Origin of the sequence: Thalassotalea castellviae (assembly GCF_031846185.1) — a bacterium.
GTDB lineage: Bacteria > Pseudomonadota > Gammaproteobacteria > Enterobacterales > Alteromonadaceae > Thalassotalea_H > Thalassotalea_H castellviae.
Map to the genome: position 1 here is coordinate 415,266 of NZ_JAVRIF010000001.1, position 15,455 is coordinate 430,720.

Consider the following 15,455-nt stretch of genomic DNA (forward strand, 5'->3'; position numbering starts at 1 on the left):
TAATTGTTAAATAAAGGTTTTACTATGAGAGATGGTGTAATAGCAATAATTTTATTACTCATAATGATCTTAAATTTTTTTGATGTACTAACAGATATTTCATTAGGTGTGCCCCTATGGCATATTTTTTCTGAGAGTTTAATTGTTGTTGTTTCTGCGATAGGTGCATTATTTTTAATTAGAGATATGAAAATTAGAACATCTAATATTGTTAATTTAAAGAAAGAGTTAAATTTATCTGATGACAAGTTAAGAAATATTTCTGATGAAATGAAAAATGCTCGTCATGAATACAGTGCCATTATTCAAAATCAATTCGATCGTTGGGCACTGACCTCAAGTGAACAAGAAGTCGCTATGCTGCTATTAAAAGGCCTCAGCTTTAAAGAAATGAGTGCTGTGAGAAACACCAAAGAAAAAACAATTAGACAACAAGCCTCAACTATCTATAGTAAGGCGAATGTTGAAGGTAGACATGAATTCGCTGCTTGGTTTTTTGAGGATTTTATACAAGATTAAATGCCCCAAAAGCTGCTTTGTTTAAAACTCATACTCAAGTGCCACTCTTAACGTATGATCTTTGCCTGCATTTGAAATTTCGGAGATAAAGGCCGCTTCCCATTTTAATTGTTTTTGTCCATCAAATCGTTGAATCCCCATAAATGCTGGTCCAATTCCAACAAAGTTTTCACCGGTGTAAATTTCAATCGCAGGTTGAATTTGAGGGATCCAGCGGTAGCGATATTTCATTCTAAACTCAACTTCGACTTCGTCCTGTATATTGTCGCCCCATTCATAAATACCAAACAAATTCATCGTAAGACTAGTACGGCCAAACTCTTTTTCAAATAAAACGCCAGTCGTTACTTCCCAGTCATTGCTAGAATGCATTTTCTCAACTTCAAATAACATCCCCCAGTCAGCCCACAACTCTCCTTGTTCGGTAAGCATCCAGCGCACTTCTATTTCGTATGCTTGTAAATCAAAATCTTCTTCAACCGTTTTTTCCCCTACCAAATAGCCTTCAACGACAACAGAATCACTCACAGATTGTCCATAAGCAATTCTTTGTCCTAACAAGCTATTATCTTCTGTTTGTCGTGACATTAACCGCCATTCAAACTCTTTTTCATTGGGTAAGACATAAGGATGATAAACTTTATCAACAACGATACCATCTGCCCAAACCACTTTTGAGCCTATTAGTAAGATCAATAATAGCAATCGATAGTTCATCATTAATTCCCCACTCTATTATTTATAGATTCATCCGTTTTACTGTGTGCATAGCAATAAAAGTAACTAGTAAGCATGAATAAACTCAGGCTATATAACGAGATAAACTCAAATGAAGGCTGTGCTTCATAACCTACAAGTGCATTTAATAAGTGACCATACTCCGAACTGTCTTCAATAAAGCTTGAACTGTCCCATAATGCCCCACTCATATTAACAATATCGACTTGTTGCAATAAGTTGATAACTTCGCAGAGTTGTCCAGTTAGAAAGAGAGTCCAAAAAGTATACGTAACTCCACGGTAGTTTTTTTTATTCAACCACAATAATAAAAATAACAATAACGCACTAAAACTTAAGGAAATACCAAACCCAATGGTTAATCCCGCAACGACAATATTGATTGATTCACTATTGCTCAAGTAACTTTCTAAAAAAACAATAAAAGTGCTGGTATTTAACACAACAAACACCACAAAGGCCGCCGCTACAATATAAAGTTGCGGAGAAGTTGGCGGCTGATTTTTGATCGCAAACGAAGCGGTAGTGCCTAAAGCCAGATATACCAATAAAATTTCAAAGGTTGTAAGTATTTCTATGCCTGCCCCGCCCCATAATTCGCTTATAAATGGCAACCATTTAAACGTGGCAAAGATACCGATCCCACTGGCTAAAAAAATTAAGCCAATAGCGCGTTTACTAAGCTGCATATTAGCCAGATTCGCTTTAAGTAAACAAAATAAGATAAAAATTGGCAGTAAATCTTTTAGAAAGAGAATAACGGTATTAATTAGCATTATTAACCTCCACTAAAATGACTCCTCTGGCAATATTGGGATGATATTCACCAAAGTACTCATACCTTCCCGGTGAAAGAGGACCGACAAAAATAGTTGTTTTTCGACCGGGAAAAAGGACTTTTTCTCGGTTTAAGTCAAAACTATCAAATTCTTCCGAAACATTATCTTTGTTGTAAATAATCAACTTTACTTTGCTATTTGCAGGAATAGTTAACTCTGAAGGAGAGAAAATATGGTTTTCAATGGTTAAGTAAAACTCTTTAGTTTTTGCTAATAACGTAAACGGCAAAAGTACCATACAAAAACCAATAATTAAGCTAGTGCTCTTAAACATGACCAGCCCCGCGGTTAATATTTTGAGGAAATATTAAAGAAACACTAAGTCCTCCTAGTGGAGATTGAGTTAATGCTATTTCACCATGATGCAGGTCAACGATATGCTTTACTATCGATAATCCTAAGCCACTCCCCGTTTCAGCATGTTGTTTTATTCGATAAAAGCGTTGAAAAACTTTGTCGAGTTTATCTGGCGAAATTCCAATCCCAGAATCTTCAACAATGACTTCAATCCTTTGTGCCGTTGTGTAAATTGAAATCATTATTTGGCTATTATCGCCGCTGTACTTATTCGCGTTTTTAATTAAATTATCAAAAAGTATTTCCAGTGAAAATGCGTCACCATAAAATGGCGTAGCTTTAGCATTTAAGGCAATAGACTGTCCTACTTTATCAACTTTCTCGTAATTATCCGAAATCACTTTTTGTAATAATTCTCTTAGATCTACCAGAGCGGTATTCTGTGAAAAATTTTCAGGTGTTGTTCTATTAAGCGTAATAATTTGTTCAATAACATGTGCCATACGCAGTGTATTATCATTTAATTCGTCAATATGTTGTTGGCTAATATTATTGGCTTGATAGGCAACAGATAAATTATGTGCTGTAATTTTCAAGACACTAATTGGCGTTCGTAATTCATGAGCGGCATCAGCAGATAATCTTTTTTCTCGCTCAAAAGCATTATCTAAACGCTCTAGTAATAAATTCAGAGTTTGCTCTATCGGCTTTAATTCAGCAGAGTTTTCATTTACTTTTACTGGGGTCAAATCATTAACGTTTTTTTGTTTAAGCTGTTTCGATAATAAACTCAGTGGTTTTAAACTTCGGTTTATCGCAAAAAACACCACTAATCCTATTATGGGGATCACATAAACAATAGGCAGTATCGCTTCTAATAAAACATGTTCTACCGACTCAACTCTTTGTTCTATCGCTTGTGCAACAATGACCTTAATATTGCTATTCACTAAAACAAAAACACGCCATCTTTTATTTAAAAAATTATCGTCTACAAAGCCTTGGTTATTCGTTGTCATCGCTTTATCGGGCGCATTATTACTTTTTAATAATAATGAATTATTGTCAAACACCTGATAAGCAAATGTGGAAGGTAGCGTTGTTTGTTGACCGCCTAATTTTATAGGGCTATTCATCAAAGCCAGCGCAAAAGACTTCATTTCTTCATCAAAAATTTGCGTAAGACGCTCTCTACTGGCTTTATACCCTTGCAAGGCAGCCGCAAAAGATGCCAATGTAACCACTGACAAAATCACAATTAACAAATAACGTTGAACGCTCACTTAAGCTTTACTCACCACGTAACCGACTCCTCTGACAGTTTTAATAAATGCCTTGGGTAATTTTTTTCTAATATTACTAATGTGAACCTCAATGGTATTTGAAGCAACCTCTTCACCCCATTCGTAAAGTTTACTTTCTAACTGTTCTTTTGATTGAATTCTTCCAATATTTTCCAATAAAGACTTCATGATCATGTATTCTTTACGTGAAAAACTCACTTCGGTTCCATCATGAACAATCGTATGAGCTTGAGTATCAAGAGCAATACCATGATGTTCGATAATCGAAGAAGTGTGCGTTCCTATTCTTCTCTCTATAACCCGCAACCTTGCGAGGAGCTCAGCAATACTAAAAGGTTTTGCTAAGTAATCATCTGCTCCTAAATCAAGGCCTTTTACTTTGCTTTCAATACCATCTCTCGCGGTTAAAATGAGAACTGGCAGTGCCTTGTTGATATTCTTCGCTTGTTTTAAAACCGCTAAACCATCGATATCAGGTAAACCTAAATCAAGTATCACCGCATCAAAATCACCACTTTTAATTGCTAATAAACCATCATTTCCATTAAATACCGTGTCAACACTATAGCTTTCGTGCCTTAATGACTCAGACAAGCCTTTAGCAAGCTGTGTATCATCTTCAATTAACAGTAATCTCATTTGGTAGCTTTCCCAATATTAAGGTGGTAATTATTAACGTATCGACCAATGTGTAATGCCTTGCTCTGCAAGAAACGTTTCCGCATTTTCGCCTTGTAATAATGATAATGTTGCTAAAAAGCCAGCTTGAATACATTTAGGAGCTGCCACCGTGATAGCGTTTGGCGGTTTTTCCACCGGCCAACCAGTCGTAACATTTAAAATATGGCTATATCTGTGCCCTGCTTTTAATAAATACCTATTAGCATCACCACTGGTGGCTATTGCACCATTATATAAAGTAACTATGGATGATTGATTTGCGTTAAAAGCAGGATGTTCAATACCAACTTGCCATGCTTCATTATTTTTTCTCTGTCCGCTAACCGCTAAATCACCACCATAATTAACTAAAAAAGGAATATCGGCAGTACGGCTTAACAATAACACCGTGCGATCAACCGCATATTCTTTACCTAGGCCACCAAAGTCAATTTCCATGCCTTTTTTTAACTGGATATAATGATGAGAAAAAGTAACCTTTTCCCAACCAATATAAGGTAATAAAGCTGCAACACTTTCTGCACTGGGTAGGTTATCACTGCCATCAAAATGCCAAACTTTACGTAAAATACCTGACGTAATATCAAAAGCACCGTCACTAATGTCATAACATTGTTGAGCAAAACTGAGCAGATTAAAGGTTTCTTCATCTATTTCAATCTGCGTTCCTGCGTTGTTATTAATTTGACTACACAAGCTGTTTTGATCATACCGAGAATATTTATCTTCAATACGCCACGCTTCATTGGCGGCAATATTACCCATTTTAATAGCCAACGCTTTATCATCAGTATCAATTAACACTTCACAAGTACTTGCCATTGAAAAAAAAGAAAGCGTAAACCCCTCCGCGCGGGATTTACACTTCACAATTCTGTTCGGTTTAGCTATTTTCCTCATGAAACTCGCTTAAAATGAATAAGTTACCTGTGCAATTATAGCATCTACTTGCTCATATAACTCAACATCATTTAATACACCAACGGCCTCTATACCATTATTTTTAGGGGTTTGATGATAATATTCCAACCGAAAAGCTAGTTCATTTCCATTGCCAACAGGTAAACCATATTTAATGCCAACCGTGTAAGTGTCTAAATCGCCGATACGGTAATCAGAACTGATATATTGCGGCATGATCTGATCATCACTGAAAAAAGGTTGATAAAAATCAGCGGCACTTTGCGTATATACCCTTAGATGAGGCTCAATGTAATGCCCATTATCAAATGGAATTCGATACATGACATCAACGGTATGAGAATCAATCTCCCAATCGTCGGTCATAAACCGATAACTTGCGTCTAATATTCCTGTATCAAAATGATATTTTGTTTGGCCAAAAAATGAATGTTTAGTTCGTTCATCCGGACGGTTTTCATATATATAATCTTCCGCGACACCACTGGCATTAATGGCACTCACCACCTTAAATGGGTCGGTTAAATAACCACTAGCCGTTGAATATGAATAATTCAACTGAACAATCATATTTCGGTTGATCACTTGTGTAACACCAAATAATAAATCAAGTGTTGTTTTAGAATCATCACTCCCCATTCGTGTGTGATTAAACGCTTCATCAAACCCTGACTCATTTGAGTCACCAATAACCATTGAAGAAAATGGCGTTGGTAAGCCACCTTCAGGTTCAATCACATCATAAGCATATGACATACCTGCCGACAAGGTAGTATTTTTTTGATTAAAGTCTCTCGCTAAATTTCCGTTGATGGAAGCAGACATATAATCATATTCTTTCGAAAAATTACCACCGACACTTACCACATAATCAGATAATAATGGTTGGCTCCACTGGCCAGTAAGCTGAACACGCGTGTCATGAAAAGTATCATCTAACGGAGTTTCTCCGGCGTTTACAACATATTGTCCATTACCTGAAGGTCGTGTGAAAGTTTGTGCCGTGGGTTGTGCCGTTGCACCATTAGGAGATGCCCCAGTTAACGCATCAACAGTCAGTTTAAGATTAAGCACTTCATCATTAGCAAATGTTTTTTTACCGGCAATAATCGCTTCGGTTGCAGAAACTCGGTCAATTTCAGCATAATGCATAATTGCGGTATCAAACTCCCAGCTTTCTTCTGTTGAAGCCTGCGAAGCAGTACCTAATAACGCGCAAGTTGCAGTGCTTAACAGTACTTTTAAGTTAGGCTTTGTTTTATTTTTTAATTGCATCCGCAACCTCCACCACCAAAACTACGGCCACCACTTGTTGCCTCTTTACTAAAATAGATATGATCATTAAGTGCAGCATCAATTGGAGCACTGGTTAAAGCCATTTCTTTTTTCGCCAATAAGTCTCTTTGCCATGGCTGTACACCAAGGCTAGAGCAACCACTTAAAAGAGTGACGCTAACAATCAGTAATATTTTATATTTATGCATATTAATCCCCTTGCACTAAGCTAATTATTTCTTGCTCATATTGTGATTTCTTGTTTTCCGTGAAGCCGACATGCGCACTTATTACCCGACCTTTTGAGTTAATGATAAAACTGCTTGGCATTCCCTTTAATTTCATTTGTGTTGCGATATTCCCTTTAGGATCATACAACACAGAAAACGTGGCGGGATTTTGTGCTAAAAACTTTTCAGCAAGTGACTTTTCAGCATCCAGATTAACACTGATCACCTTAAAGCCTTTTTTGCCGTATTTTTGCTGCATTGCATTCATCCAAGGAAATGATCTTCGACAAGGTACACACCAAGATGCCCAAAAATCTAAATAAATAACATAACCTGCATTTTTATTAACAATATCTTGCAAATTCACTGGCTTGATTTCATTTGCATTCACCCAAGGCATGGAGAGAACTGTAATAGTGACAAAGCTGATTATTCTTTTCATCGCTCACCTACGGAAAAACTGATTTTAAATACGATAAGTGACTTTCCTTAAGAAACTCTTAAGAAACGTTGTTAAATTTGAAATGAAAAAAACTGATAGTTTTACTGCCACTAAAAGCAACCAAATACAATTGCTAATAACAAGGCAATTAAATAAGGTTGCATCTGTATTAGCAATCAAATATAGTTGCATGAGAGATAACCATGAGTAAATAACGATGATTGCAGTATTAACAGGAGACCTTGTACATTCTACAAAAATGACAAATAAAACCTATGCAAATGTCATTCAGAGTCTTAAAAATTTATTAAACGAAGCCAATGAAAAATATGATGCGATTGGTGAAATATATCGAGGAGATGAATTTCAAATTCAGTATCCTAACCCGGTTTATGCGTTAAAAAGTACCCTTTTACTTAAACTGGCGTTACATTTATCAAGTTTTTCACCTAAGCCTATTCAATGTACGTTATCGTTAGCATTTGGTGATCATAATATTTACGGAGAAACACCAAACACTTCCTCAGGGGAGGTTTTTATACAGTCAGGTAGAGGCTTAGCAAAAACACAACGTGGTGAATTATCAATACAATTTGCTCAACAAACTCACACATACGAATTAAACCTATTAACCCAATTTTTAAATCATTTGCTAAATAGACTGACTAAAACACAAGCCGAATTATTATTTCAATACATAGAAAGCAGTTTCGCTGAACATAAAAAGTTAGCCGAAATTACCGGTACAACACGTCAAAACATCAGTAACAGGCTAGCTAACATAGGCGCTTTTCTTGTACGAGATTATATGGAAGTTATTAACGAAAAAGTCATGCAACTGCAAAGGCAGCGCTAATGGAATTATTACTGTTATTACTTACTGTTCACTTTATTGGTGATTTTTACTTGCAACCAACCGCGTGGATTGAGCGTAAAAGTGAAAATCATTTAAAATCGATTAGGTTGTTAAGTCATATTCTTATACACACAATACTTAATACGGTAGTTTTTCTCCTCACAGACTATCCGTTACTGCCAGCAATAATCGCCATTAGTTTCATCTCACTTTCACATTTAATAACGGATCTATTCAAGCCACATAAAAAGCAAAACCTCAGCTACTTTTTAATTGAGCAAAGCATTCACCTAATTATTATCATTTTAATATGGCTCTATTTCTCAGGGTTCACGGTTGAACAAGTGGCAACTTTTACCGCCAACTTATTTAGTACCCAAAATATGATCATCGCAATATCTTATTTACTTGCATGTAAACCTGCTTCGGTCATCATCTCTCTTGCGTTAAAAAAACATACCGATAGTTTAATCAAACACAGTGAAAATCAAGAACTTGGTTTAGTATCTGCAGGAGCATGGATCGGTTACTTTGAACGCTGTTTAGCCATTTCATTTATCTTTATGGGCCAATTTGCCGGTATTGGCTTTTTAGTCGCAACCAAAACCATCTTCAGATTTGGCGACTTAACGAAAAACAAAGACATGAAATTAACCGAATATATGATGCTTGGTACCTTACTCAGTTACGCCATTGCCTTGTTCATTGGTTGGAATGCGCAACAATTATATTTCGCTTTATAGCTTACTTGATACGGAACTTACAAACTCTATGATAACAATAAAAAAAACCATCAGTGCCCTTTTCATCTTAGCGCTAACCTTTGCGCTTGGTTGGTATGTATCCTCTCTTTCTGTCACACCAAAACCACAAGACGAAAAACAACATACCGCCGCAGACAATGTGCAAAACCCAATTACCTTAGAAATGACAGCGTTAAATCGCAGCCGTAACCTTCGAATATATTTACCACCAAACTACAACACGACGAATAAACGTTATCCGGTACTTTACATGCACGATGCGCAAAACTTATTTGATGAATTTACCAGTTACAGCGGCGAATGGGGTGTTGACGAAGCACTTAATACGCTAGCGCATACTCATCAGTTAGAGTTAATTGTTGTTGGCATTGATAACGGCGAAGATAAACGCATTACCGAATTGAATCCTTGGGACCACGCCAAGTATGGAAAATCAGAAACAGATGGCTATTTAGACTTTATCGTCAATCAAGTAAAACCTTATATAGACGAACATTTTCATACTCTTAAAGATCGCGATAACACCGGCATTATGGGCAGTTCACTTGGCGGTATTACCAGCCATTACGCCGCATTAAAACACCCGCTAACTTTTGGTAATGTTGGGGTTTTCTCGCCTTCTTATTGGATTGCCTCTGACATAACTACTTTTCTTCAACAACATACTATTGAACTACCTCAACGATATTTCTTTCTAATGGGCGAAGCAGAAGGCGGTGAAATGTTGTCAGACTTTAACAAAGTTAAAGCACAATTGAAGACACAAAATACAGAAAACTCCAATGCTGATTTAATATTCAGCACCGTAGCCCATGGCAAACATCACGAATCAATGTGGCGTACACAATTTTCCGCCGCAGCCCTTTGGTTATTTCAACCACCGATAAAAACGGCTAATGAAATAAAATAGCCACAAAGTATAAAAACCAATAGGCAAATCGATATCAAAAAGGCGAGCCTAATGGCCCGCCTTTTCAAATCTTTATGAGTCACAGACTTTATTAGAGTACGACAACAACTATCATGCTTAACTAAGGGGGCCAAAATCGTTATATCACTACATTCCTAACTAGTAATGGGACACTAACGAGTCAAATTGAAAGCAGCTCGCCTCATTTTAATTTATGTAGCTATTTTATTGTTTTCTCATGGGTTGTGATTTGTGTTTCCCCAAATGAAAATTCCATAACCCATTTATCTTTTTTAACTTTTGGTTTTTCTTTGTATTGATCAATGTTTACTGAATACTGATGTAGGTTTGCCTTAAATAACTCTGAAGGATCTAATTCTCTGTGTTGGATTGCTTTAAATAAATTACTGTTAGTAGTTATTTTTGCTAATTTGTTAGTTGAATCATTGTAGATCAATTTCGGTTCTACATTTCGAACTCTTTGAAGAGCTAATTTATAACTAAGGTTTAAATTTGAATCATATCCATTATATTTCTTCTTGGATAACTTTCCTTTCGTTTTAACTTTATTTCCTGAAAGAGTTACTCTTTTTGTGCAACGATATTTATTACTATCATCTGCTTTACAAAAAGAAGGATAATGTGTAGCCGTTCTTGTAGTATTTCCTCTCCTTGATTTCACTTTATGCTTTGGTTTGAGATTACCTTTATCGAAGTATCCTCTTACTGAAGACTGGTTAGGATAATATAAGGACCCATAACCTTGGTACTTGCCATCTTTTAGCTCCCCTTCGTAAATTGTTCCGTCAGTATATAAAATGTTTCCAAACATAAATTCCGAGTTTTCAAAATAACCAATGTATTTGGTTTTACTGGATTTAACAGTATAAGCCCCCATACCATGTAATTTATACTTACCTTTTTGAGGGTCACCTAAAACAGCCCCTTCATACAAGAAAGTTTCATTATCGATCGTTACATCGCCAACTCCGAACTCAGGTGAATACTGACCGTCAATCGTCCTTTGTCGGTTTGATTCAGATATATTCCGATACCATATTTTTAAATCCGTAAAAGGGGTTTGATTTTTTTTCCAACTTTTCTTTATTGACTTTTGGTCATTAAACGAAATTTTGCCTTTTTTTGGCATTCCATTCTCGTAGATTTCACCTTTAAATTGAAATCCTTCAGCTAGATCCGTACCACTGAAATTTATAGTTCTAATGTTTGTGGTTTTAGAGTCGATAATATGGGTTTCTGTACCCCAAGGTTGTTCTTTCAATTGCACATTATTACCGTTTTCCAACTGAAAGTTATAATCGTCAGTCCTAGATTTAGCCAATTCAATTAAGTAATCTAAATACTTTAATGGTTGATTAATTGTATAGAACCAAGGTTTTGAATACCTTAGCGGCATTTTAATACCGATAGACTTTCCAACGTTCATCACTAAGCTTAAACAGTCTCTTGAACCAAGCGAATAATCACCATCATTATAAAAACCACTTATAGTCTTCTTTGCATTTTTTAATTGATTTTCATCAACTCGAAAAAACAACTGATTTAATGAAGAGTCTAAGGAACCATTGAACCAATCGTTTCTTAATTCATCTTCTGTAGGTACAACAATCGAAGATATTACTTCAGCATCTAATTTTGGGTAGTAACCAATAACTTCTTGAATAGTCATTCTATTGTTTATTGGGCGGCCTATGACAACGAATGCATGACCTGACAAACTACTGACTTCGTCACCATTTATATCCTTATAATTCTGTCTTGAAACTAAACCTACATAGAATTCTTTTGACGTAATATTTTCTCTAATATCTACAAATTGCTTTTCTACTGCATTTGATTTCAAGGGAATAAGAGCCAATAAGAACAGAAATAAAGGTATTGTTTTCATTAAATTATCCAAGTTAATTTAAAATATAGTTTTACAACCCAAAACGAGCCCTAAAGTATTTAATTTATACTAGACGGTTGAAGTAAAATAACCAGTAAAAATCGATTTAAACATAAACTCGGCAAAATCACTTTATGTAACTTACGATAAAATTTCACAACGTCTGTTGTCCATATAGACCAAAGGAACATTATCTTTTTATTGCAATAAAAGTGGTGTTATGGACTGGACTTCTCGGAGTTTGAAAATGCGACTGAAAGTGTATGTCATTTTATTGATAAATTATGTGGCAAACTAAAAGAGCTAAAAAATGAAATATCTAAATAGACTTGAGATTAAAAAAGCGAACCATCTCTGGTTCGCTTTTTTCTTATTTATGCGTTCACAATCTTAATTGCATTCACATTTTTAATTGCAGCGTTCACAATCTTAATTGTTGATCGCCAAAACTGTCGTGCTCGAATAAAGTTTGTGACTTAGCCTCTAAAAACAAAGGAATACAGGAACACACAATTTGAATTAAGTTTCTATCGCTGAGTATTTTACCACATGAAAATTCAATAAAGTTTGTGACTTATTCACCCTATTAGAATTCACGTAATATTGCTCTAATTGCTTGAATGTTAGCCTAAATACTTTAAGATTAAATTTCATACAAATGTATAAGATATTAAAGGGATTTAAGTGTGATTTCGATTTTAAGTTTATTTCTTGGTTTGACCCTGATTGGCTTAGCATGCACCATTTTCGGAATTGTATTAAGCTTCGTAATGGGACTTCTAGGTTTCACCAGTAAAAAAATAAGCTTTTCCGATTCTTTTGAAGCCGCTTTCGAATCAATGAAACCTGCATTTATTACAGCCGCAATTCTTGTTGTCCCTGGCTGTTACAACCTCCTTAGGCCAAGTAATGAAATACCCGACTTTTTATATTATGAAGATAGGTTCGGAAAAAATAACGATACCACCAGCGGTTTTTTCCTTTTCATGTATATTTTCGCTGCCGTATTTTTAGTGTTGTACATAATAAAAATTAAAGAACGAATGAAGTGAGCTAACGACTTACTCTCAATCTAAAATAAAAAAGGACAATCATGCCAGCACCACTTCTCCCTCCCAAATCGCTAAATGACGATGGTCTTTTGTTGGCTTGGTCTTTAGAACACGAACACCAACGGTTGCCTATAGGTTTTAACTACGGTGAGCAAACAAATCAAGCAAATATTCCAGCAAGTGACTTCCTAGATCCTGTAATTTTAGAGTCTGGTGGTCATGTGGTTACAATTGCTCCAACAGGTACAGGCAAAGGCGTTAGTTGTGTTATCCCTAACCTGCTCCATTATTCAGGACAAGCTGTTGTTATTGATCCCAAGGGTGAAAACTATGCTGTTACAGCAGAGCATAGGAAGAAAATGGGGCAAAAGGTTGTAGTTATAGACCCCTTCAATGTAGCCAATGCCGAAAAGAAAGATTGTTTAAATCCTTTAGATTTAATCTCTATCGATAAAAATGCGATGCCTTCAATGTTAGACGAATGTTCCGCGTTAACAGCTTTATTAGTTGAAGAAACCAATAGAAAAGACCTTTTTTGGGATCACGCTGCGCATAGAGTTATTGCAGCTTTAATTGGTGTAGTGGCTATCGATGGTAACGAAGAAAGGCACTTAGATAAAGTTGCAGACCACCTCAACCAAAGCGAAAAAAAATTACGAGAATTATTTTTTGTTTTAAATAAAAAAACTGACAATTTATTTAATGGATACTCATCAATTTTAGATACAGCCGCAGGTAATACTGTTGCCAGTATAGTTACAACAGCTAAGCAACATTTACAACATATTCAAAAAGGTGCTGTTGGTGATTCAATAGGGAGCACAAGCTTTTCATTACTTAATTTTATATCAGGTAAACCAATGACTATTTACTTAGTTTTACCTCCTGACAAATTGTATACACACAGAAAGTTATTGCGCTTATGGATAGGAACATTAATTAGATTGATATTAAAGCGCCCAGGCTCTCCTGCCAAACCAACCTTAATGATGTTAGATGAAGCAGCACAACTAGGACACTTAACAGAATTAGTGCAATCTATAACATTACTGCGTGGTTATGGCATGCAAGTATGGACATTTTGGCAAGACATTAATCAACTTAAACAACTCTACCCTGACAATTGGCAAACCTTATTAAACAACTGTAAAGCAATACAAGCTTTTGGTTTTCCAAATAAGCTGGCTTGTGACGAAATATCAAATATTACCGGATACAACCAAGTAACAGACCTACTCGATTTGGACCGAGACGAAATGTTGTTGCAGTTGGCTGACGATGAAGCAGTTATCGCACAAAAACCTAACTACCTGCAAGATGACACATTCTCAGGTAAGTTTAATAACAACCCTTTTCATAGTGCAATTGACGCAAAGGGCTTTGTCCCTATTCATCCTCAAAGAATATATGTAAGGCCGAAAGTAAAAAAGACCATAATATCTAAAGAGAAGAACAGTCCAAGCATTCCGAATATAAACCTAAGGTCACCAAAAAAGGTAAATGAGAAGTTAGAAGAGTTTTTAAAGCCTTGGCAAGAATATAGTGGTAAAAAAAATGAAGATTAACGAAAAACAAGTTACTCACATTTGTTTAATTGGTGATGACCCAACAGCGAACCTCACACCAATTATTGATAAAGTTATCCCTAGTGATAGAGTAATCATTGCTCATGAACAGTATCAACAAGAGCAAGTTGAACAACTTAAAAAAGTGATTCAAACCAGAGGCTATAAAGTTGATAAATGGTTGTTACCAACAACATTTAATACTGAAGAAATTAAATTTAACTTCATGCAGCTATTCGAGCATGAAGCTACTCACCCAAGTGAAACATGGCTAAATGCAAGTAATGGCTCTCGTTATCAAATACTAGCCGCTTATGAAGTCGCAAGAGCTTATGATGCCCAAATTTATATTGTTGAACCAAAATACGATGCACTTTGTTGGCTATCACCTGAAAACAAAAAACTAACACCCGTTGCGGACAAAATTAAATTACATGAATTCCTTTCGGTTAATGGCTGTACATTAACATCACAGCAAAATAAAAATGGTATATCTGCTGATTTAAGAGCTATTGGCGAGAACTGGCTTAAACAAGCTGACAAACTACAAACAGGTTTAGCTAAACTCAATTACCTTGCACAATTTACCCATGACGATACATTTGTAAGCAAAGAGCAAGACAGTGTGATGCTAAATGATGAATCATTACAATGGTTACTTAATGACTTAGAAACATTAGACCTAATTAAAGTTGAAGATAAAGCAGTACACTTTCAAAACGAAAAAACGCGTTTTTTTGCTAATGGTGGTTGGCTTGAAGAGATCACCTTTAGCTATATCCGTAGCTTAAGTAGTGAAATACCTGAACTACAAGATGATGGTCATAGTTTGGAAATTGAACGATCTATTAATGGCAAAACGATTAAGAATGAATTAGATGTGGTAGCACTAGTAAACAATAAACTTCATGTTATTGAGTGTAAAACTAAAAAGTTCAAAAATGGAGATGGCTCCAACATGCTTTATAAAATAGATTCTCTAGCAGAGCGACTAGGCGGACTAAAGTGCAAGGCAGCTCTAGTTACTTTTTATCCATTAAATAAAAGTGAATTAGCAAGAGCTAAAGAATTAAATGTCGAAATATTTAGTGGAATAGCTTTGTCTAATTTAAAAAACAAATTGAATGACTGGTTACAAAATAATAAACAATAA

17 protein-coding genes are annotated in these 15,455 nt (G+C 35.6%); 7 read left to right on the forward strand and 10 right to left on the reverse strand.

Features of this window, described 5'->3' with window-relative positions:
• Window positions 1–24: 24 nt before the first annotated feature.
• Complete coding sequence (locus RM573_RS01850; protein ID WP_311576341.1) at window positions 25–519, forward strand: helix-turn-helix transcriptional regulator; 495 nt, start codon at window positions 25–27, stop codon at window positions 517–519.
• Window positions 520–540: 21 nt separating this feature from the next.
• On the opposite strand, the gene RM573_RS01855 is transcribed toward RM573_RS01850, so the two are convergent.
• From RM573_RS01855 to RM573_RS01895, 9 genes are read right to left on the reverse strand one after another with little or no spacing between them, the layout of a single operon-like run.
• Window positions 541–1,239, reverse strand: coding sequence for a hypothetical protein (locus RM573_RS01855; RefSeq protein WP_311576343.1), 699 nt, complete (start codon window positions 1,237–1,239; stop codon window positions 541–543).
• Window positions 1,239–2,033, reverse strand: coding sequence for a hypothetical protein (locus RM573_RS01860; RefSeq protein WP_311576345.1), 795 nt, complete (start codon window positions 2,031–2,033; stop codon window positions 1,239–1,241). Before RM573_RS01860 ends, RM573_RS01855 begins: the two co-directional genes overlap by 1 nt.
• Window positions 2,023–2,370, reverse strand: a complete 348-nt coding sequence (locus RM573_RS01865) for a cupredoxin domain-containing protein (RefSeq protein WP_349254877.1) — start codon at window positions 2,368–2,370, stop codon at window positions 2,023–2,025. Before RM573_RS01865 ends, RM573_RS01860 begins: the two co-directional genes overlap by 11 nt.
• Window positions 2,363–3,676 (reverse strand): ATP-binding protein, encoded by a 1,314-nt coding sequence (locus tag RM573_RS01870; RefSeq protein WP_311576346.1) that lies wholly within the window; start codon window positions 3,674–3,676, stop codon window positions 2,363–2,365. Before RM573_RS01870 ends, RM573_RS01865 begins: the two co-directional genes overlap by 8 nt.
• The gene (locus tag RM573_RS01875) at window positions 3,677–4,336 is read right to left on the reverse strand and encodes a response regulator (RefSeq protein ID WP_311576349.1); all 660 of its coding nucleotides are present in this window, start codon (window positions 4,334–4,336) and stop codon (window positions 3,677–3,679) included. It abuts the gene before it with no gap.
• 33 nt (window positions 4,337–4,369) lie between these two features.
• Window positions 4,370–5,248 carry an FAD:protein FMN transferase gene (locus RM573_RS01880; protein ID WP_311576352.1) on the reverse strand — a complete coding sequence of 293 codons (879 nt, stop codon included), beginning with the start codon at window positions 5,246–5,248 and terminating at the stop codon, window positions 4,370–4,372.
• 39 nt (window positions 5,249–5,287) lie between these two features.
• Window positions 5,288–6,574, reverse strand: a complete 1,287-nt coding sequence (locus RM573_RS01885) for a DUF3570 domain-containing protein (protein ID WP_311576355.1) — start codon at window positions 6,572–6,574, stop codon at window positions 5,288–5,290.
• Entirely contained in the window at window positions 6,565–6,783 is a 219-nt protein-coding gene (locus tag RM573_RS01890) for a DUF4266 domain-containing protein (RefSeq protein WP_311576358.1), read from the reverse strand. The genes RM573_RS01885 and RM573_RS01890 overlap by 10 nt, the downstream gene beginning before the upstream one ends.
• 1 nt (window position 6,784) lies before the next feature.
• Window positions 6,785–7,246, reverse strand: a complete 462-nt coding sequence (locus RM573_RS01895) for a TlpA disulfide reductase family protein (RefSeq protein WP_311576361.1) — start codon at window positions 7,244–7,246, stop codon at window positions 6,785–6,787.
• 217 nt (window positions 7,247–7,463) lie between these two features.
• On the opposite strand from RM573_RS01895, the gene RM573_RS01900 reads away from it, so the two are divergent.
• The 3 genes from RM573_RS01900 to RM573_RS01910 are packed head-to-tail and all read left to right on the forward strand — an operon-like array spanning window position 7,464 to window position 9,776.
• Entirely contained in the window at window positions 7,464–8,102 is a 639-nt protein-coding gene (locus RM573_RS01900) for a hypothetical protein (protein ID WP_311576365.1), read from the forward strand.
• On the forward strand, window positions 8,102–8,845 hold the full coding sequence (locus RM573_RS01905; RefSeq protein ID WP_311576368.1) for a DUF3307 domain-containing protein: 744 nt from the start codon (window positions 8,102–8,104) through the stop codon (window positions 8,843–8,845). The genes RM573_RS01900 and RM573_RS01905 overlap by 1 nt, the downstream gene beginning before the upstream one ends.
• A 28-nt stretch (window positions 8,846–8,873) precedes the next feature.
• The gene (locus RM573_RS01910) at window positions 8,874–9,776 is read left to right on the forward strand and encodes an alpha/beta hydrolase (RefSeq protein ID WP_311576371.1); all 903 of its coding nucleotides are present in this window, start codon (window positions 8,874–8,876) and stop codon (window positions 9,774–9,776) included.
• 220 nt (window positions 9,777–9,996) lie between these two features.
• Here the strand turns inward: RM573_RS01910 and RM573_RS01915 are convergent, their stop codons facing one another.
• Window positions 9,997–11,685, reverse strand: a complete 1,689-nt coding sequence (locus tag RM573_RS01915) for an MORN repeat-containing protein (RefSeq protein WP_311576373.1) — start codon at window positions 11,683–11,685, stop codon at window positions 9,997–9,999.
• Window positions 11,686–12,371: 686 nt separating this feature from the next.
• On the opposite strand from RM573_RS01915, the gene RM573_RS01920 reads away from it, so the two are divergent.
• From RM573_RS01920 to RM573_RS01930, 3 genes are read left to right on the forward strand one after another with little or no spacing between them, the layout of a single operon-like run.
• Window positions 12,372–12,737 carry a hypothetical protein gene (locus RM573_RS01920; RefSeq protein WP_311576377.1) on the forward strand — a complete coding sequence of 122 codons (366 nt, stop codon included), beginning with the start codon at window positions 12,372–12,374 and terminating at the stop codon, window positions 12,735–12,737.
• Window positions 12,738–12,778: 41 nt separating this feature from the next.
• Entirely contained in the window at window positions 12,779–14,302 is a 1,524-nt protein-coding gene (locus RM573_RS01925; RefSeq protein WP_311576381.1) for a type IV secretory system conjugative DNA transfer family protein, read from the forward strand.
• Window positions 14,292–15,455 (forward strand): Card1-like endonuclease domain-containing protein, encoded by a 1,164-nt coding sequence (locus RM573_RS01930; RefSeq protein WP_311576384.1) that lies wholly within the window; start codon window positions 14,292–14,294, stop codon window positions 15,453–15,455. Before RM573_RS01925 ends, RM573_RS01930 begins: the two co-directional genes overlap by 11 nt.

Bases quoted from the DNA above. Each gene is read 5' to 3' on its own strand.
- RM573_RS01925 (WP_311576381.1), top strand. From the start codon at position 12,779: ATGCCAGCACCACTTCTCCCTCCCAAATCGCTAAATGACGATGGTCTT.
- RM573_RS01895 (WP_311576361.1), bottom strand. From the start codon at position 7,246: ATGAAAAGAATAATCAGCTTTGTCACTATTACAGTTCTCTCCATGCCT.
- RM573_RS01905 (WP_311576368.1), top strand. From the start codon at position 8,102: ATGGAATTATTACTGTTATTACTTACTGTTCACTTTATTGGTGATTTT.
- RM573_RS01875 (WP_311576349.1), bottom strand. From the start codon at position 4,336: ATGAGATTACTGTTAATTGAAGATGATACACAGCTTGCTAAAGGCTTG.
- RM573_RS01900 (WP_311576365.1), top strand. From the start codon at position 7,464: ATGATTGCAGTATTAACAGGAGACCTTGTACATTCTACAAAAATGACA.
- RM573_RS01860 (WP_311576345.1), bottom strand. From the start codon at position 2,033: ATGCTAATTAATACCGTTATTCTCTTTCTAAAAGATTTACTGCCAATT.
- RM573_RS01865 (WP_349254877.1), bottom strand. From the start codon at position 2,370: ATGTTTAAGAGCACTAGCTTAATTATTGGTTTTTGTATGGTACTTTTG.
- RM573_RS01855 (WP_311576343.1), bottom strand. From the start codon at position 1,239: ATGATGAACTATCGATTGCTATTATTGATCTTACTAATAGGCTCAAAA.
- RM573_RS01910 (WP_311576371.1), top strand. From the start codon at position 8,874: ATGATAACAATAAAAAAAACCATCAGTGCCCTTTTCATCTTAGCGCTA.
- RM573_RS01850 (WP_311576341.1), top strand. From the start codon at position 25: ATGAGAGATGGTGTAATAGCAATAATTTTATTACTCATAATGATCTTA.
- RM573_RS01930 (WP_311576384.1), top strand. From the start codon at position 14,292: ATGAAGATTAACGAAAAACAAGTTACTCACATTTGTTTAATTGGTGAT.
- RM573_RS01890 (WP_311576358.1), bottom strand. From the start codon at position 6,783: ATGCATAAATATAAAATATTACTGATTGTTAGCGTCACTCTTTTAAGT.
- RM573_RS01915 (WP_311576373.1), bottom strand. From the start codon at position 11,685: ATGAAAACAATACCTTTATTTCTGTTCTTATTGGCTCTTATTCCCTTG.
- RM573_RS01885 (WP_311576355.1), bottom strand. From the start codon at position 6,574: ATGCAATTAAAAAATAAAACAAAGCCTAACTTAAAAGTACTGTTAAGC.